This is a genomic window from Tersicoccus sp. Bi-70 (assembly GCF_001968825.1).
In the GTDB taxonomy this organism is placed as follows: domain Bacteria; phylum Actinomycetota; class Actinomycetes; order Actinomycetales; family Micrococcaceae; genus Tersicoccus.
Genome location: NZ_MIEU01000014.1, coordinates 107,979 through 125,091, shown reverse-complemented (window position 1 = coordinate 125,091; position 17,113 = coordinate 107,979). Strand labels below are relative to the sequence as shown.

The following is a 17,113-nucleotide window of genomic DNA, read 5'->3' as shown; positions in this document are numbered from 1 at the left end:
GCCGGCACCCGGAAGGGTGCCGGCCACGCGCGGTGACGACCGAGGTCAGGGCAGGCGCACCCACACGGCCGCGTCCGGCACCAGGGCGCCGCCGTCGATCGCGTCCGGAACGCTCCCCAGCAGCAGCTCGGCGCCGGCGGGCAGCTCGAAGGCGCGGTCCGAGGTGTTGAGCACCACGAGCATGTCCCCGGTGGTGAAGGCGAGGATGCCCTCGGCCGGCGCGTGCACGTCGGCCCAGGCCATCGTCCCGGTGCCGAGGCGCAGTTCCCGCCGCAGGGCGATCATCTGCCGGTACAGCTCCAGCGTCGAGCCGGGCACACCCTCCTGCACGTCGGCGGCGTGGTCGGCGAAGGACGCCGGTTGCGGCAGCCAGCTGGCGCCGGTGGGGGAGAATCCGTAGGCCGGAGCCCCGGCCTGCCACGGCAGCGGCACCCGGCAGCCGTCACGGCCGACGTCGGCTCCGCCGCTGCGCACGAACGTCGGGTCCTCCCGCACGTCGGCCGGCAACTGCGTGGCCTCCGGCAGCCCGAGCTCCTCGCCCTGATACAGGTACGCGGATCCGGGCAGCGCCAGCATGGCGAGCGTCGCCGCGCGAGCCCGCCGCAGGCCGATCCCGGCGTCGGGCTGCTCGTCCTCGGCGCCGATGCCGGCGGAACGACCGGTCGGGTCGGCCAGGCCGAAGCGGCTCGTGTGCCGCACCACGTCGTGGTTGGACAGCACCCACGTGGTGGGGGCGCCGACCGCGCCGTTCGCGCTCATCACGCTGTCGACGGCGCGGGCCATCCCGGCCGCGTCCCAGCCCTCGATCAGGAACTCGAAGTTGAAGGCCTGCTGCATCTCGTCCGGGCGGACGTACTTGGCCAGCCGGGGCGCGGGCTCGACCCAGGCCTCGGCGACCATCATGCGGTCGCCGTCGTACTCCCCGAGCACCTCGTTCCAGTGGCGGTAGATCTCGTGCACGCCCTCCTGGTCGAACATGGGCGCGGGCACGTGCTCCTCGATCGGGTCCGCGCCCTCGGCCCGCTTCGTGCCCTCGACCATCGCCGTGTGCCCGTCCCAGTCCGGCAGGTCGGGGTGCTTGACCAGGCCATGGGCGACGTCGACGCGGAACCCGGCCACGCCGCGGTCCAGCCAGAACCGCAGGACGTCGTCGAACTCCGCGACGACCTCGGGGTTGTGCCAGTTCAGGTCCGGCTGGGTGACGTCGAACAGGTGCAGATACCACTGCCCGTCCGATACCCGGGTCCAGCCGGGGCCGCCGAACACGGACGTCCAGTTGTTCGGGGGTTCGCTGCCGTCCGGGCCGCGGCCGTCGCGGAACAGGTAGCGGTCCCGCTCGGGAGAGCCCGGCGCCGCGGTCAGCGCCGCCTGGAACCAGGCGTGCTCGTTGGAGGTGTGGTTGGGCACCAGGTCGACGATCGTGCGGATGCCCAGGCCGTCCGCCTTCTCCCGCAGCGCGTCGAAGTCCGCCAGCGTGCCGAACCGGGGGTCGACCTGCCGGTAGTCGGCGACGTCGTAGCCCGCGTCGTGCTGGGGTGACAGGTAGAACGGGGAGAGCCACAGCGCGTCGACGCCGAGCGAGGCCAGGTGGTCCAGGCGGGCCGTGATGCCGGGCAGATCGCCCATGCCGTCTCCGTCCGCGTCCGCGAAGGACCGGGGGTACACCTGATAGATGACGGCGTCGGCCCACCAGGGGGTGGTCCGGGTGTCGGCCTGGGCGGGTTCGAGGGTCACGGGTTCCTCTCCAGGGTGGGCGGCCGGGCCCATCGGAGGTCTCTCCGTCCGGGGCCCGGTCGCGGGACGGCCGATAACGATTCGGCGCCACCCACTCTCTCACGGGCGTAAGCGCTTGCGAAGGGCGTCGCCGCATAACTACTATGACGCAGGTCACGGGAGGCGTCGGGCCTGTCCGTTCGTGGCACCGTCTCAACGAGGAGAACCGGCATGGGAATGCGGAAGAAGATCGTCCCCCTGGCAATGGCGAGCGCGCTGGCGCTCTCGCTGGCGGCCTGCGGGGGCGGGGGGTCCAGCTCCGGCGGGGGCGGGCAGCAGAACAGCGACGCGGCCGCCAACATGGAAGGGCGCGGCCCCATCACCTACGTCCAGGGCAAGGACAACTCCAATGTGGTGGCGCCGATGGTCGCCAAGTGGAACGCGGCGCACCCGAACGAGAAGGTCACCTTCAAGGAGCAGTCGGACAACGCCGACCAGCAGCACGACGACCTGGTGAAGAACTTCCAGGTGAAGAACCCCAACTACGACGTCGTCAGCGTCGACGTGGTGTGGACCGCCGAGTTCGCGGCCAAGGGCTGGCTGCAGCCGCTCAAGGACTCGATGGCGCTCGACACGTCCAAGATGATCCCGTCGACCGTCAAGGCGGCGACCTACAACAACACGCTGTACGCGGCTCCGCAGTCCTCGGACGGCGGCATCCTCTGGTACCGCAAGGATCTCGTCCCGACCCCGCCGAAGACGTGGGACGAGATGATCAAGGACTGCGACGTCGCGAAGAAGAACAACATCGGTTGCTACGCCGGTCAGTTCGCCAAGTACGAGGGCCTGACCGTGAACGCGTCCGAGGCGATCAACTCGGCCGGCGGCAAGATCCTCGACGACAGCGGCAAGCCCGCCGTCAACTCGGACGAGGCGAAGAAGGGCCTGCAGAACCTGGTCGACGCCTACAAGAACGGGGACATCCCCAAGGAGGGCATCACCTTCCAGGAGGAGCAGTCGCGGGCCGCGTTCCAGAACGGCAACCTGCTGTTCCTGCGCAACTGGCCCTACGTCTACAACCTGCTCAAGGGTGAGGGCTCGAAGGTCGCGGACAAGTTCGGCATGGCGCCGCTGCCCGGCAAGGACGGCCCCGGCGCGTCCTCGCTCGGCGGTCACAGCTCGGCCATCAGCGTCTACTCGAAGAACAAGGCCACGGCCAAGGACTTCCTGGCCTTCGTGACGAGCGAGGAGCAGCAGAAGGCCTTCGCCGTCAACGGCTCGCTCGCCCCGGTGCTCGGCTCCCTCTACACCGACGCCGCCGTGGTCAAGGAGCTTCCGTACCTGCCGGTGCTGAAGACCTCGATCGACAACGCCGTGCCGCGTCCGGTGACGCCGTTCTACCCCGCGGTGACCAAGGCGATCCAGGACAACGCCTACGCCGCGATCAAGGGTGAGAAGGATGTCAGCACCGCGGTCGACGACATGAACAAGGCACTGACGGCCGCCACCGCCGGCTCCCAGTGATCGACGCCGGGGGCGGGCACGGATAGCCGGTCCCGCCCCCGGTCCCTTTTTCTCTCATCATCACTCGGTGTCCCGGTTCCGACCGGGCGCGCACGAAAGGAGGGACCATGTCGACGGCTGTGGACGAGACCGACCTCAACGGCGGCGGCACGGCGCCCGCTCCGCTCGAAGAACGAGCGGAGAAGACCCAGGGGCGGCAGGCAGTCCTGCTGCTGGCCCCGACCCTGATCCTGCTGGCCATCGTGATCCTGTATCCGGTGATCAGCGCCATCACCCTGTCCTTCCAGAAGGACCAGGGACTCGACCCCGCGACCGGCCTCTTCGTCGAGGGCGGCCCGGCGGGCTTCAGCAACTACACGGCGTGGCTGCTCCAGCAGTGCCCCGCCGGTGCCGGCGCGTTCACGTGCCCGGACGGCAGCATCGGCGGCCAGTTCTGGTCGGCGACGGGCGTCACCTTCCTCTTCACCATCGTCACCGTGGCCCTGGAGACCGTCCTCGGCTTCTGGATGGCAACCATCATGGCCCGCAAGTTCAAGGGCCGTGGCCTCCTGCGGGCGGCCGTCCTCGTGCCGTGGGCCATTCCCACCGCGGTCACCGCGAAGCTGTGGTACTTCATCTTCGCCTCCGACGGCATCCTCAATCATCTGATCGGACAGACGATCCTCTGGACCGGCAGTGAGTGGCCGGCCCGCTGGGCGATCATCATCGCGGACACGTGGAAGACGACGCCGTTCATGGCGCTGCTCATCCTCGCGGGCCTGCAGCTCATCCCCGCCGAGGTGTACGAGGCCGCCAAGGTCGACGGCACCACCGCCTGGCAGCGGTTCATGCAGATCACGCTGCCGCTGGTCAAGCCGGCGCTGATGGTCGCGATCCTGTTCCGCGTGCTGGACGCGCTGCGCATGTACGACCTGCCGGCCATCCTCACCGGCGGCGCCAACGGCACGACGACGCTGTCCATCCTGGTGATCCAGCAGATGCGGGCCGGTGTCAACAGTGCCGCCGCCCTGTCGACGATCACCTTCATCATCATCTTCCTGGTGGCCTTCATCTTCGTGAAGTTCCTGGGAGCCAACGTCGTCGAGGGCGCAGGCCCGAAGCGCCGGAAGCGGAAGAAGGTGGCAGCGGCATGACCGTCGTCGCAGGCCCGGCGGCCGGCGAGGCCGCGCAGGAACAGATCCCGAACAACTCGGCGAGCCGGCGCGACCGGTGGGCGAACATCCGCACGTACATCAGTGCGGTGATCATCCTGCTGTGGTGCCTGGCCCCGTTCTACTGGATGGTGGTCACCGCGTTCCGGGACGTGAACTACACGTTCGACAACACGCCCTGGCCGACGCACGTGACCATGGACAACTTCCGGGCCGCGTTCGACGAGAGCACCGGCAACCACTTCCTGCTCGCGCTCGGCAACAGCCTGCTCGTCTCGACCGTGACCACGGTGATCTCACTGATCGTCGGTGTCTTCGCGGCGTACGCGCTGGCGCGGCTGAACTTCCGCGGCAAGTTCCTCATCCTCGGCTTCATCCTGGGGGCCTCGATGTTCCCCGGTGTGGCCCTGGTGACGCCGCTGTTCCAGCTGTTCACGCGTATCGAGTGGATCGGCACCTACCAGGCGCTGATCATCCCGAGCATCTCGTTCGTGCTCCCGCTGACTGTCTACACCCTCACCTCCTTCTTCCGCGAGATGCCGTGGGAGCTCGAGGAGGCGGCGCGGATGGACGGGTGCACCCCGGGCGAGGCGTTCCGGAAGGTGATCATGCCGCTGGCGGCGCCGGCGGTGTTCACCACGGCGATCCTGGCGTTCATCTCGGCGTGGAACGAGTTCCTCATCGCGAGCCAGCTCTCCAACGAGTCCACCCGGACGGTGACGGTGGCGATCGCGTACTTCGCCGGCGCCATCCCGCGGCAGGAGCCCTACACCACGGTGATGGCGGCGGGCACGATCGTGACCATTCCGCTGGTCATCCTCGTGCTCATCTTCCAGCGGCGGATCGTCGACGGCCTCACGGCCGGTGGCGTGAAGTAGCCGGCGGGTTTCGAACGACGTGCGGTACGAGGACGACGACGACGAGGACGATCTCGACGCAGAGGATCACCTGCGTCGGGTCCGGATCGCCGAGCACCTGGAAGCGGTGATCGGGTTCCTCGCCTTCGCCGTCCTCGCCGTCGCCGGCATCGGCGTCTACACGGCGGTGACCGGCCAGCAGGCGTGGACGTGGTTCGTCGGCGCCGTCGTCCTCGCCGCCGTCGTGGTCGCCCTGTGGCGGTTCCGACGGCGGCTCCCCCGGGTCGAGGTGCGGCGTCGCCCGTCCTGACGACGACGCCGCCCTCCATCCCCCTCCACCGGTCTCTCCAGAAGGTCACTCCCTCATGCCCAGCATCGACGAGGTCGCGGCGCGCGCGGGTGTCTCCACCGCGACCGTGTCCCGTGCCCTGCGTGGCCGGTCCGGGGTCTCGCCCGAGACCCGGGACCGGGTCCTGGCGATCGCCGATGACATGGGCTACGTCGCGTCCTCCTCGGCGGCGGGCCTGGCCACCGGCCGGAACATGGCCATCGGCGTGCTCGTGCCGGTGGTGCACCGCTGGTTCTTCGCCAGCGCCATCGAGGGCGTGGACCGGCAGTTGCGCGCTCGCGGCTACGACCTCGACCTCTACAGCCTCGGCGGCCACGGCACCAACCGGGAGCGGGTCTTCCACCGGTCGATGCTGCGCAAACGCATCGACGGCCTGGTCGTCCTGTGCATGGCGCTGACCGACGACGAGCTCGCGGCGCTGCACGCGCTGGAGCAGCCGGTGATCGTCGTCGGCGGACCCGTCGAGGGCTGCCGGCACATCAGCATCGACGACCGGGCGGCGCTGCGGGACGCGACCGAGCACCTGATCGGCCTCGGTCACGAGCGGATCGTGCACCTGGCCGGCGGCGGCTCCTTCGGCATCGACTTCTCCGTGCCGCGGCTCCGGGCCGCCGGTTTCGAGGATGCGATGACGGCGGCCGGCCTGCCGGTGGGTCCGGCCTCCACGCTGTTCGGCGACTACGAGGCGAGGACGTCGAAGGACGTCGTCGCCCGGGCTCTCGCCGGCGATCCCGCGCAGCGGCCCACCGGGGTGGTCGCGTCCTCGGACGAGATGGCGTTCGGTGCGCTGCTGGCGGCCGCAGAGGCCGGTCTGCGCGTACCCGAGGACGTCTCGGTGATCGGGGTCGACGATCACGATTTCTCCGAGGTGTTCGGGTTGACCACCATCCGGCAGGATCCGATCGCGGCGGGGGAGCGGGCCGCCGGCCTGCTGCTCGCCGCGCTCGAGAAGGACGCGGCCGTCCCGATCGACCAGCCCGCGACGGAGCCGCACGAACTCGTCGTCCGCCGCAGCACCGGACGGGCACCCGTGCTGGCCGGCGCCGCTCAGGGAGCCGGTTCCGGCTCCGGGTCCGGCGAACGGGCCGCCCGTGGTCCGATCGACCGGACGGGCAGCCGGATCCCGTCCCGGCCCGTCGGCGCCGGACTCAGCCGGACCCGGTCGCGGGCGTAGCGATCTCCCCGCCGGCGCGGGTGCCCCTTCAGGAGGCGCGGGCGAGCTGCTTGATCGGCAGCCACCGGCCGGCCAGGCGCCGGTAGGCGGCCGCCGCACCGGTCATGTCCGCCTCGGCCAGGCACTCGATGCCCAGCCGCAGGTCGGAGGGCGAGTCGTCCGGGTACACGGACTCCGCGACCTGGCCGTAGTCGAGGGCGATCGCGGCGCCGTCGTCGAACCCGTCCAGCCACTCGGACAGGTCGGCGAGCTCGGTGAGCAGATCCATCTCCGGGACGACGGCGGCGAGGCTGGTCGCCGCGAACTGCAGCCGCTCGCGGGCCTCCCCGATGCCCGCGCACAGGCGGCAGTTGCGGATCCGGCCGCCGGAGCGGAACACCTGCACGGGGTCCTCGTCGCTGAACAGGGCGAACCAGGCGAGTGGAACGCCCCAGGTGGCGGTGCGGGTGTGCAACCGATCCGTCCCGTCCGAGGTCCGCAGGTCGTCGAGGTGGCGTTCGAGCGCCTCGCCCGGCACCACGAGTTCGGCGAGGTCGGTGGAGACGGCGTTGCTGAGCTTCTCCGCGGCGAGCAGGGCGCGCACGCCGAGCTGGCCCGGGTTGAACAGGGTGCGGGTGGTGCCCGCCTCGTCGGTCACGTCGAGCGCGCGGACGTGCTCGGGGCCGACCGGGAACGGCTGGTACCGCGGTTCGCAGGCCCGCGCGAGGGAGGCCAGCATCTCCTGCCGGTCCGCCGCGGCGGGGTCCTCGGCGTCACCGATCAACCCGTGCGGCTCGAAGGCGCGCAGCGGCTCGTACACCCGCAGGTGCGACTGGAAGGGAAGGCCGGCGGCGACGTCGTACGTCCCTCCGACCGCCACGATGCCGACCATGGGGTCAGCGTAGACCCGCGGTCACGCCAGCTCCACCACCACGGGGGCGTGGTCCGACGCGCCCTTGCCCTTGCGTTCCTGCCGGTCGATCGAGGCGCCCGTGACCCGTGCCGCCAGGGCAGGGGAGCCGAGCACGAAGTCGATGCGCATGCCCTCCCGGCGCGGGAAGCGCAGCTGCTTGTAGTCCCAGTACGTGTAGACGCCGGGTCCGGGCGTGTACGGGCGGACGACGTCGGTGAACCCGGCCTCCTCGAAGGCGTGGAAGGCGGCCCGCTCGGGCGCGCTGACGTGGGTGGACTCCTCCCGCTCGAACAGCTCGATGTCCCACACGTCCTCGTCGCGCGGGGCCACGTTCCAGTCCCCGACGAGGGCCACCTGGGCGTCCGGGTCCGCGGCGATCCAGCCGGCGGCCTGGTCCTTCAGCACGCCGAGCCAGTCGATCTTGTACTGCATGTGCGGGTCGTTCCGGTCACGGCCGTTGGGCACGTAGAGGCTCCACACCCGCACGCCGCCGCAGGTGGCCGCGATCGCCCGGGACTCCTGGACGGCGTCCTGCCCGTCCTTGCCGAAGGTGGGCTGGCCGTCGAAGGTGCGCTGGACGTCCGCCAGTCCGACGCGGGAGGCGATGGCCACCCCGTTCCACTGGCTCACGCCGAAGTGGGCGACATCGTAGCCCATCCGTTCGAACAGGTCCCAGGGGAAGTTCTCGTCCTTGCACTTGGTCTCCTGGATGGCCAGCACGTCCACGTCGGAGCGGTCCAGCCAGGCCTCCACGCGGTCGGCACGGGCACGCAGGGAGTTCACATTCCACGTCGCGATCCTCACCGCTCCAACGTACCAAGAGGGCCGAGGGCACCGGCGGCCCGCGGCGGCCCGGCTGGTCATTTACTAGGATGTCCGAGTAATCTCTGAGGAGACGTGGATCACACCCGGCTCGGATCCGAGCGGCGGTCCGCGGTCCCTCGGTATTCGATGCGAAGGAGCTCCGGTGACGCGCGATCTCACCCACTACAGCGGCGGTGCCCACCGGGACGGAACGTCCGGCCGCTTCAGCGACGTCCACGACCCGGCCACCGGGCAGGTGACGTCCCGCGTGCCGCTGGCCGACGCGGACGAGGTCGCCGACATCATCGGCGTCGCTGCCGCGGCCCAGCCCGGCTGGGCCGCGACCAACCCGCAGCGGCGGGCACGGGTCCTGCTGCGCTTCGTCGACCTGGTCAACGAGCACGTCGACGAGCTGGCCGCTCTGCTCTCCTCCGAGCACGGCAAGACCCTGGCCGACGCGAAGGGCGACATCGCCCGCGGCATCGAGGTGGTCGAGTTCTGCGCGGCCGCGCCGCACCTGCTCAAGGGCGAGTTCTCCGACAGTGTGGGCACCGGCATCGACGTGCACTCGCTGCGGCAGCCGCTCGGCGTCGTCGCCGGCATCACCCCGTTCAACTTCCCCGCGATGATCCCGCTGTGGAAGGCCGGCCCCGCGCTGGCCGCCGGCAACGCCTTCGTGCTCAAGCCGTCGGAGCGGGACCCCTCCGTGCCGCTGCGCCTGGCCGAGCTGCTGACCGAGGCGGGACTGCCGGACGGCGTCTTCAGCGTCGTCAACGGCGACAAGGTCGCGGTCGATGCCCTGCTCGACGACCCGCGGATCAAGGCCGTCGGCTTCGTCGGGTCCACGCCGATCGCGCAGAGCATCTACGCCCACGCCGCCGCGAACGGCAAACGCGCCCAGTGCTTCGGCGGGGCGAAGAACCACATGATCATCCTCCCGGACGCGGACCTGGACATGGCCGCGGATGCGCTGATCGGCGCCGGCTACGGATCGGCCGGGGAGCGCTGCATGGCGATCTCGGTCGCCGTGCCCGTGGGGGAGCAGACGGCGGACGCGCTCGTCGCCCGACTGAAGGAGCGGATCGACGGGCTGCGCCTCGGCGAGGCCACTGACCCGGACGCCGACTTCGGCCCCGTGGTCAGCGCCGCGGCGAAGGAACGCATCGAGGCGGCCATCGCCACCGGCGTCGAGGAGGGTGCCGAGCTGGTGGCCGACGGCCGGGGGCGCACCGTCGAGGGGTACCCGGACGGCTTCTGGGTCGGCCCGACCCTGTTCGACCGGGTCCGGCCCGAGATGGAGCTCTACCGCGAGGAGATCTTCGGTCCGGTGCTCTCCGTGATCCGCGCCGCGGACTACGAGGAGGCTCTCCGCCTGCCCAGCGAGCACCAGTACGGCAACGGCGTGGCGATCTTCACCCGCGACGGGGACGCCGCCCGGGACTTCGCCTCCCGCGTCGAGGTCGGCATGGTCGGCGTCAACGTGCCGATCCCCGTCCCGATCGCCTACTACACGTTCGGTGGCTGGAAGGCCTCCGGTTTCGGCGACCTCAACCAGCACGGGGCGGACGCGTTCCGCTTCTACACGCGCACCAAGACGGTCACCACCCGCTGGCCCTCCGGCATCCGCTCCGGTGCCAGCTTCGTGATGCCTGAGGGCAGCTGATGACGCCGGAGCAGGCTCCCGGCGCGGAGGAGGCTCCCGTCCTCACCGAGGTCCGCGGTCACCTGGGCGTCATCACGCTCAACCGGCCGCGTGCCGTCAACGCCCTGACGGAGCCGATGGTCGAGCTGATGCTGGACGCGCTGGCGCGGTGGCGTGACGACGACACCGTCGCGCAGGTGCTGGTGCGCGGCGCGGGGGAGCGCGGGCTGTGCGCGGGCGGCGACATCGTCGCCATCTACCGGGACATGACGGCCGGCGACGCCGGTGCGATCCGGCAGGACGGCCGACGGGACACCTCCGCGAGCGAGCGGTTCTGGGCGCGGGAGTACCTGCTGAACGCCATCATCGCGGAGTACCCCAAGCCGTACGTGGCGTTCATGGACGGGCTCGTGCTCGGCGGCGGCATCGGCATCTCCGCGCACGGCAGCCACCGGCTGGTCACCGAGCGCACCCGCAGCGGGATGCCGGAGACGACCATCGGGTTCGCGCCCGACGTCGGCGGCACCTGGTTGCTCTCCCGGCCCGACGGCGGCGCGGGCCTGCACGCCGCGCTGACCGGCGCCCACCTGGACGCCGCCGATGCGCTGCACCTCGGCCTCGCGGATCATCTGGTGGCCGCCGAGGACCTGGACGCGATCGCGACGGCGCTGGAGACCGAGCCGGCCGACGACGTCGTCGCGCGCTTCGCGGCCGAGGCGGTCCCGGCCTCGGCGCTCGCCGACGGCAGGACATGGATCGACGACGCGTACGGCCAGGACTCCCCGGCCGCCGTCCTGGACCGGCTGGACGAGCTCGGCCGGACCGGGCACGAGGAGGCCGCCGGCACCGCGGCGACCATCCGGGAGAAGTCGCCGACCTCGGTGACCGTGACGTTCGAGGGCATCCGCCGGGCCCGGGACCTGCCTCGGCTCGAGGACGCGCTGGCGAGCGAGTACCGGGTGGGGCTGCGCCTGCTCCAGGGTCACGACTTCCCGGAGGGCGTCCGCGCCCAGGTGATCGACAAGGACCGCACCCCGCACTGGGAACCGCCGACGCTGGCGGAGGTGGAACCGGCCACCGTCGAGGCCTGCTTCGCGGGTCTCGGCGAGGACGAGCTGGACCTGACCGCGGTCGACGAGACGGCAACGAAGGACGCATCATGACCGACACCCCCACCCCCTCCGGCGACCCGGCCCCCGGCGATCCAGCCCCGACCGATCCGAGCTCGGCGGGCCGGATCGCCTTCCTCGGGCTGGGCCACATGGGCCTGCCGATGGCCGCGAACCTCGTGGCCGCGGGCTACGACGTCGCCGGGTTCGACGTCGTGCCCGCCGCGATCGACGCCGCCCGCACCGCCGGCATCCCGGTCGCGGACAGTGCCCTCGACGCCGCCGCCGGCGCCCGCATCGTCCTCACCATGTTCCCGAGCGGCGCCCACCTGCTGCAGGCCTACCGTGGCGGGGCGGACGGGTCCGGGCTGCTCGCCGCGGCCGAGTCCGACACGCTGTTCCTGGACTGCTCGACCATCACCGTCGAGGAGTCCCGGGAGGCCGCCGACGCCGCGCTCGCCGCCGGGCACCGCAGTGCGGACGCGCCCGTCTCCGGCGGCGTCGTCGGCGCCGAGGCCGGCACCCTGACCTTCATGGTCGGCGCGGACGAGGCCGATCTGCCGCAGCTGGTGCCGCTGCTCGAGGTGATGGGCCGAAAGATCGTGCACTGCGGTGGTCACGGCGCCGGCCAGGCGGCCAAGATCTGCAACAACATGATCCTCGGCGCCAGCATGATCGTCTCCGCCGAGGCGTTCGTGCTCGGGGAGAAGCTCGGCCTGTCCCACCAGGCGCTCTTCGACGTCGTCTCGACCGCCTCCGGGCAGTGCTGGTCCGTGACGACGAACTGCCCCGTGCCCGGTCCCGTGCCGACGAGCCCCGCCAATCGGGACTACCGGCCGGGCTTCGCCGGGGCGCTGATGGCCAAGGACCTCGGGCTCGCGCTCGCCGCCCTGCAGAGCACGGGTGTCGCCGCGGAGATCGGTCCCGCCGCGGCCGCCATCTACCAGCGGTACGCCGCGGGCGAGGGCGCCACCCGGGACTTCTCGGGCATCATCACGGACATCCGGGACGCCTCGGCGGGCGCCCCGGCCGATGCCGGTACTGCTGCCGGTGACTCCGCCGGGGATGATGCCGCAGCCGGCGACGCCACCGTGGGAGGGTGAGGACATGAGCGACGACGCGAACGTGCTGATCGAGACCCGCGGCCGGACCGGCCTCATCACCCTGAACCGGCCGAAGGCGCTCAACGCCCTGAACAAGGCCACGATGGACGAGCTGGTGGCCGCCGTGACCGCCTTCGACGCCGACCCCGACGTCGGCGCCGTCGTCATCACCGGCTCGGCGAAGGCGTTCGCCGCCGGCGCGGACATCAAGGAGATGGCCGGGCAGTCCTACATGGACATGTACGCCGTGGACTGGTTCCGGCACTGGGAGGACCTGACCCGGCTGCGGATCCCGCTCGTCGCCGCTGTGTCCGGCTACGCGCTCGGCGGCGGCTGCGAACTGGCGATGATGTGCGACCTGATCATCGCCGCGGACACCGCCCGCTTCGGTCAGCCCGAGATCTCCCTCGGGGTGCTCCCCGGGATGGGCGGCACCCAGCGGCTCACCCACGCCGTCGGCAAGGCGCTCGCGATGGACATGATCCTCACGGGGCGGCAGATCGACGCCGAGGAGGCCCTGCGCGCCGGCCTCGTCTCGCGCGTCGTGCCCGCCGACCGGCTGCTCGACGAGGCCCTCGAGGCAGCCGGGACGATCGCGAGCAAGTCCAAGCCCGTCGCGATGCTCGCCAAGGAGGCCGTCAGCACGGCGTTCGAGACCGGCGTGACGCACGGGGTGCAGATCGAGCGCCGTCTGTTCCACTCCGCCTTCGCCACGGAGGACCAGAAGGAGGGCATGGCCGCCTTCGTCGAGAAGCGGACGCCCGACTTCCACCACCGCTGAATTCCGCCTCTTCCCGCCAGCTCGTCACCAGATGTCCCATCCGGGCCCGATCCGGGGTCACGGTGAGCATCTATTGACGAGCTGGCGCTGAGATCGGGTTCAGGCGGGGTCGAAGTCGCCCGCCTGCTGGCGGAACCGGGCGAGGATGCCGATCAGTGCGTCGACGTCGTCGGCCTCGAAACCGGTGTCGGTGAACACCTCGCGGTTCAACGCGTCGGTGGCCCGGCGGGCGAGGTCCCGGCCGTCGGTGGTCAGGCGCACCAGGGTCGTCCTCCGGTCCAGCGGGTGCGGCGCCCGGTCCACCAGCCCGGCGGCCTGCAGCCGGTCGACGGCGTTCGTGACCGACGTCGGGTGCACCTGCAGCAGCGAGCTCGCCCGGCTCATCGGCAGCTCCCCGCGGCGCGTGAACGCGAGCAGCGTCAGCAGTTCGTACCGGGAGAACGTCAGGGCGAACGGCTTGAGCACCCCCTCGATGCGCAACATGAGCAGCTGCTGCGTGCGCATGATGGCGGTGATCGCCGCCATCGGCGCCGCCTGAGCCTCCCAGCCCCGACGCACCCAGTTCCGCTGAGCCTCAGCGATCGGATCCCGCGGCAGCGGCTGATCCATCCTCGCCTCCCTCACCGGTCCCCGAGCCGGCGCCGGCATCGGCGACGGTGCCGCCTGCATCGCCGCCGGAACCGGCATCGTCGGCGGAGGCTCCGCGCAGGGACGGGAAGTCCGTGTCGGCGTACTCGACGCCGAGGCCCTCCAGCGACGTCGTGTCCTGAGGCGTCGACGCGCCCGATCCGTGCCGCGCCACCTCAGCCGCGCGCAGTTCGACCCGGCGGATCTTGCCGGAGATGGTCTTCGGCAGCTCGGCGAACTCCAGCCGCCGGATCCGCTTGTACGCGGGCAGGTGCTCCCGGCAGTACCGCAGGATGTCCTCGGCGAGCGTCGCGGACGGCTCGTGTCCGCCCACGAGCACCACGAACGCCTTCGGCACCGAGAGACGCAGCTCGTCCGGGGACGGCACGACCGCCGCCTCGGCGACCGCCGGGTGCTCGATCAGCACGCTCTCCAGCTCGAACGGGCTGAGCCGGTAGTCGCTGGACTTGAACACGTCGTCGCTGCGGCCGACATAGGTCAGCACCCCCCGCTCGTCGCGGGAGGCGATGTCCCCGGTGCGGTAGTAGCCGTCCCGGAACACGTCGGCGGTGCGCTCGGGGTCGCCGTGGTACCCGCGCATCAGCCCCACCGGGCGCGGGTCGAGTCGGAGGGCCAGCTCGCCCTCGTCGGCCTCCGCGCCGGTCGCCGGGTCGAGCAGGACGACGTCGTAGCCGGGCAGCGGGCGTCCCATCGCGCCGAGCGTCACCCGCTGGGCGGGCGCGTTGCCCACCTGCACCGTCGTCTCGGTCTGCCCGAACCCGTCGCGGATGGTCGTCCCCCAGGCGGCGGCCACCCGGTCGATCACCTCGGCGTTGAGCGGTTCACCCGCGGAGACCAGCTTGCGCGGCGGCGTGCGCAGCTGGGTCAGGTCGGCCTGGATCAGATAGCGCCACACGGTCGGCGGCGCGCAGAAGCTCGTCACGCCGTGGCGGTCCATGCTCGCCATCAGAGCGACCGGGTCGAACCGCGAGTAGTTGTGGATGAACACGGTGGCCTCGGCGATCCACGGCGCGAAGACGTTGGACCACGCGTGTTTCGCCCAACCCGGCGAGGCGACGTTCAGGTGCACGTCGCCCGGCTCCAGGCCGATCCAGTACATCGTCGACAGATGGCCCACCGGGTAGGACGTGTGGGTGTGCTCGACGAGCTTGGCCTTCGTCGTCGTCCCGGTGGTGAAGTAGAGCAGCAGCAGCTCGTCGGCGTCCGTCGGGCCGTCGGGGGCGAAGGTCTCGGGCGCGGTACGGGAGTCGGCGTAGTCGAGCCGACCGGCCGCTACCGTCCCACCGACCTGGATGATGCGGTAGTCCCCGGGCACGTCGTCGAACTTGTCCGCGTCCTGGCGCCCGCCACCGGCCGTGCCCGGCGTCGTCGTCGCGTCCCCGGCGGCGACCGCCCACCGGGCCTCGCCGCGGGCCACCCGGTCTCGCAGGTCGGCCGGACCCATCTGCGTCGTCGTGGGGATCAGGACGACGCCGAGCTTGATGCCCGCGAGCATCAGCTCCCACAGCTCGACGCGGTTGCCGAGCATGAGGATCATCCGGTCGCCGCGTTGCACCCCCTGCTCCCGCAGCCAGGTCGCCACCTGCGCGGACCGGCGCGACAGGTCGGTCCACGTGTGGTGGGTCGCCTCCCCGTCCTCCTCGACGAGGACGAGCGCGTCCGTGTCCCCGCGCGGCCCGGCGGCGACGGCGTCGAACCAGTCGAGCGCGAAGTTGAAGTGCTCGAAGCGGGGCCAGGTGAAGGAGGCGACCGCGGTCGCGGCGTCCTCGCGCAGCTCCACGAGGTGGTCCCGCGCGGCGCGGAAGCGCTCGGTGACCGTGCCGGGAGCGTCGGGCGCTGTGGTCATGAGAACCTCCGTCGGTACGGGCTGTTCGTGATTCAGGTCACATCGGACTATACTTGGACATCCAACCATGTGGAAGTCTCGATCAGACTCCGCTGACGTGGCCGTACCCGTCTCCACACCGAGGAGCCCGCCCCGTGCGCCCCATCGCCACCCCCGTCGTCCCCGCCACCGCGTCGTCCTCCACCGCGTCGTCCTCCGTCGAGGGCAGCGCCCCGTCCGACCTGCTCGCGGGGCTGCTTCCCCTCGACGCGCTCGACGTCGCCGGGTCCCTGCCCGCGGACGAGCAGCGCCGCCTGGCCGAGGCCACCGTGTGGCTGCAGGACCATCTCCGGCCGGCCAGCATCGCGCCGTGGCGCGACGAGGCGTTCCCGCGGGACCTGGTCGCCGACCTCGGTGAGCGCGGTTACGGGAACCTGGGTCTGCAGCCCGGCAGCCGGCTGTTCACGGGGCTGCTGCACGCCCAGATCGCCCGGGCGGACGTCTCCCTCTCCTCGTTCGTCGGCATCCACAACGAGCTGGTCGTCGGCATGATCGACGCCCTCGGCTCCGCGGAGCAGCGCGCGCGGCTGATCCCCGGCCTCTCCCGCTTCACCACGCTCGGCTCCTTCGCCCTCACCGAACCCGACCACGGTTCGGACATCGCCGGGGGCCTGGCCACGACGGCCCGGCGTGACGGCGACGAGTGGATCATCTCGGGCGCCAAGCGGTGGATCGGGGCCGGCACCGTCGCCGACATCATCCTCACGTGGGCCCGCGACGAGGCCGACGGCGTGATCAAGGCCTTCATCGTCGAGACCGACCGGCCCGGCTTCGCCGCCACGAAGATCGAGCACAAGCTCGGCCTGCGGATCATGCAGAACGCGGACCTGACGTTCGACGCGGTGCGCGTGCCCGACGCCAACCGTCTGCCCGGGGCCCACGGCTTCGCCGCGGCCAACCGGCTGCTGTGCGACTCGCGCGCCTGGGTCGGCTGGCAGGCCGTGGGCGCCCAACTGGCGGCCGTCGACATCGCGCGCCGGTACGTCCTGGAGCGCGAGCAGTTCGGGCGGCCCCTCGGGGCGTTCCAGCTCGTGCAGGCCTCCCTGGTCGAGATGTTCGGCAACGTCACCCTCAGCCTCGGGCTGATGACGCAGATCGCCCGCACCCAGGAGGAGGGCCGGCTGACGATGCCGCAGGCCGCCCTGGCCAAGTCCACGCTCACCCGGCTCGCTCGGGAGACCGTGTCGCTGGGGCGCAACCTGCTCGGCGGCAACGGCATCCTCGTCGACCACGAGATGGCCAAGCTGCTCGCCGACGTCGAGGTGCTGCACACCTACGAGGGCACCTTCGAGATCAACACCCTCATCGTCGGCCGTGCCGCCACGGGCCTCTCGGCGTTCGTCTGAGCGGCGGTGGTGAGACCGCTGCCCCTGCTGCCGGACGGACCCATCCGGATGCCGTCACGCCGTCGAATACCTCACATCACGAGGCGTTCACTGGACATTCACGCGGCGTCGGTTTCAGACTTGTTGACTGGTGTC

15 protein-coding genes are annotated in these 17,113 nt (G+C 71.4%); 10 read left to right on the top strand and 5 right to left on the bottom strand.

Annotation, left to right across the window (positions count from 1 at the left end):
* Positions 1–45: 45 nt before the first annotated feature.
* On the bottom strand, positions 46–1,767 hold the full coding sequence (locus tag BGP79_RS11685; RefSeq protein WP_083701851.1) for a glycoside hydrolase family 13 protein: 1,722 nt from the start codon (positions 1,765–1,767) through the stop codon (positions 46–48).
* Between the two features lie 177 nt (positions 1,768–1,944).
* Here BGP79_RS11685 and BGP79_RS11680 point away from each other — a divergent pair, with 177 nt between their 5' ends.
* The 5 genes from BGP79_RS11680 to BGP79_RS11660 all read left to right on the top strand — a co-directional run bounded on the left by BGP79_RS11680 (position 1,945) and on the right by BGP79_RS11660 (position 6,768).
* A complete protein-coding gene (locus BGP79_RS11680) occupies positions 1,945–3,237 on the top strand; it encodes an ABC transporter substrate-binding protein (RefSeq protein WP_076695710.1) in 1,293 nt (430 codons plus the stop codon).
* A 107-nt stretch (positions 3,238–3,344) separates the two neighbouring features.
* Complete coding sequence (locus BGP79_RS11675; protein WP_076695708.1) at positions 3,345–4,370, top strand: carbohydrate ABC transporter permease; 1,026 nt, start codon at positions 3,345–3,347, stop codon at positions 4,368–4,370.
* Positions 4,367–5,266: a carbohydrate ABC transporter permease gene (locus BGP79_RS11670; protein ID WP_076695706.1), complete on the top strand. Its 900-nt coding sequence runs from the start codon at positions 4,367–4,369 to the stop codon at positions 5,264–5,266. The genes BGP79_RS11675 and BGP79_RS11670 overlap by 4 nt, the downstream gene beginning before the upstream one ends.
* A 19-nt stretch (positions 5,267–5,285) precedes the next feature.
* The gene (locus tag BGP79_RS11665; RefSeq protein ID WP_076695704.1) at positions 5,286–5,555 is read left to right on the top strand and encodes a hypothetical protein; all 270 of its coding nucleotides are present in this window, start codon (positions 5,286–5,288) and stop codon (positions 5,553–5,555) included.
* Between the two features lie 55 nt (positions 5,556–5,610).
* A complete protein-coding gene (locus BGP79_RS11660; protein WP_076695702.1) occupies positions 5,611–6,768 on the top strand; it encodes a LacI family DNA-binding transcriptional regulator in 1,158 nt (385 codons plus the stop codon).
* 28 nt (positions 6,769–6,796) lie between these two features.
* On the opposite strand, the gene BGP79_RS11655 is transcribed toward BGP79_RS11660, so the two are convergent.
* Positions 6,797–7,639: a hypothetical protein gene (locus BGP79_RS11655; RefSeq protein WP_076695700.1), complete on the bottom strand. Its 843-nt coding sequence runs from the start codon at positions 7,637–7,639 to the stop codon at positions 6,797–6,799.
* Between the two features lie 21 nt (positions 7,640–7,660).
* The gene (locus tag BGP79_RS11650; protein ID WP_076695698.1) at positions 7,661–8,464 is read right to left on the bottom strand and encodes an exodeoxyribonuclease III; all 804 of its coding nucleotides are present in this window, start codon (positions 8,462–8,464) and stop codon (positions 7,661–7,663) included.
* A 163-nt stretch (positions 8,465–8,627) separates the two neighbouring features.
* Between BGP79_RS11650 and BGP79_RS11645 the strand changes: the two genes are divergently transcribed.
* The 4 genes from BGP79_RS11645 to BGP79_RS11630 all read left to right on the top strand — a co-directional run bounded on the left by BGP79_RS11645 (position 8,628) and on the right by BGP79_RS11630 (position 13,099).
* On the top strand, positions 8,628–10,127 hold the full coding sequence (locus BGP79_RS11645; RefSeq protein WP_076695696.1) for a CoA-acylating methylmalonate-semialdehyde dehydrogenase: 1,500 nt from the start codon (positions 8,628–8,630) through the stop codon (positions 10,125–10,127).
* A complete protein-coding gene (locus BGP79_RS11640; protein WP_076695694.1) occupies positions 10,127–11,269 on the top strand; it encodes an enoyl-CoA hydratase/isomerase family protein in 1,143 nt (380 codons plus the stop codon). Before BGP79_RS11645 ends, BGP79_RS11640 begins: the two co-directional genes overlap by 1 nt.
* Before the next feature lie 98 nt (positions 11,270–11,367).
* A complete protein-coding gene (gene mmsB / locus BGP79_RS11635; RefSeq protein WP_076696030.1) occupies positions 11,368–12,318 on the top strand; it encodes a 3-hydroxyisobutyrate dehydrogenase in 951 nt (316 codons plus the stop codon).
* 4 nt (positions 12,319–12,322) lie between these two features.
* Entirely contained in the window at positions 12,323–13,099 is a 777-nt protein-coding gene (locus tag BGP79_RS11630) for an enoyl-CoA hydratase (protein ID WP_076696028.1), read from the top strand.
* Between the two features lie 99 nt (positions 13,100–13,198).
* Here the strand turns inward: BGP79_RS11630 and BGP79_RS11625 are convergent, their stop codons facing one another.
* On the bottom strand, positions 13,199–13,708 hold the full coding sequence (locus BGP79_RS11625; RefSeq protein WP_076695692.1) for a MarR family winged helix-turn-helix transcriptional regulator: 510 nt from the start codon (positions 13,706–13,708) through the stop codon (positions 13,199–13,201).
* Positions 13,674–15,593, bottom strand: a complete 1,920-nt coding sequence (locus BGP79_RS11620; RefSeq protein WP_083701849.1) for an AMP-binding protein — start codon at positions 15,591–15,593, stop codon at positions 13,674–13,676. Before BGP79_RS11620 ends, BGP79_RS11625 begins: the two co-directional genes overlap by 35 nt.
* Positions 15,594–15,727: 134 nt before the next feature.
* Between BGP79_RS11620 and BGP79_RS11615 the strand changes: the two genes are divergently transcribed.
* The gene (locus BGP79_RS11615) at positions 15,728–16,978 is read left to right on the top strand and encodes an acyl-CoA dehydrogenase family protein (RefSeq protein ID WP_369800196.1); all 1,251 of its coding nucleotides are present in this window, start codon (positions 15,728–15,730) and stop codon (positions 16,976–16,978) included.
* Positions 16,979–17,113 lie beyond the last annotated feature (135 nt).

What these genes read in the sequence shown, in the direction of transcription:
- BGP79_RS11670 (WP_076695706.1), top strand. Translation starts at nt 4,367, where the DNA reads ATGACCGTCGTCGCAGGCCCGGCGGCCGGCGAGGCCGCGCAGGAACAG.
- BGP79_RS11625 (WP_076695692.1), bottom strand. Translation starts at nt 13,708, where the DNA reads ATGGATCAGCCGCTGCCGCGGGATCCGATCGCTGAGGCTCAGCGGAAC.
- BGP79_RS11620 (WP_083701849.1), bottom strand. Translation starts at nt 15,593, where the DNA reads ATGACCACAGCGCCCGACGCTCCCGGCACGGTCACCGAGCGCTTCCGC.
- BGP79_RS11640 (WP_076695694.1), top strand. Translation starts at nt 10,127, where the DNA reads ATGACGCCGGAGCAGGCTCCCGGCGCGGAGGAGGCTCCCGTCCTCACC.
- BGP79_RS11660 (WP_076695702.1), top strand. Translation starts at nt 5,611, where the DNA reads ATGCCCAGCATCGACGAGGTCGCGGCGCGCGCGGGTGTCTCCACCGCG.
- BGP79_RS11630 (WP_076696028.1), top strand. Translation starts at nt 12,323, where the DNA reads ATGAGCGACGACGCGAACGTGCTGATCGAGACCCGCGGCCGGACCGGC.
- BGP79_RS11675 (WP_076695708.1), top strand. Translation starts at nt 3,345, where the DNA reads ATGTCGACGGCTGTGGACGAGACCGACCTCAACGGCGGCGGCACGGCG.
- BGP79_RS11680 (WP_076695710.1), top strand. Translation starts at nt 1,945, where the DNA reads ATGGGAATGCGGAAGAAGATCGTCCCCCTGGCAATGGCGAGCGCGCTG.
- BGP79_RS11685 (WP_083701851.1), bottom strand. Translation starts at nt 1,767, where the DNA reads ATGGGCCCGGCCGCCCACCCTGGAGAGGAACCCGTGACCCTCGAACCC.
- BGP79_RS11655 (WP_076695700.1), bottom strand. Translation starts at nt 7,639, where the DNA reads ATGGTCGGCATCGTGGCGGTCGGAGGGACGTACGACGTCGCCGCCGGC.
- mmsB (WP_076696030.1), top strand. Translation starts at nt 11,368, where the DNA reads ATGGGCCTGCCGATGGCCGCGAACCTCGTGGCCGCGGGCTACGACGTC.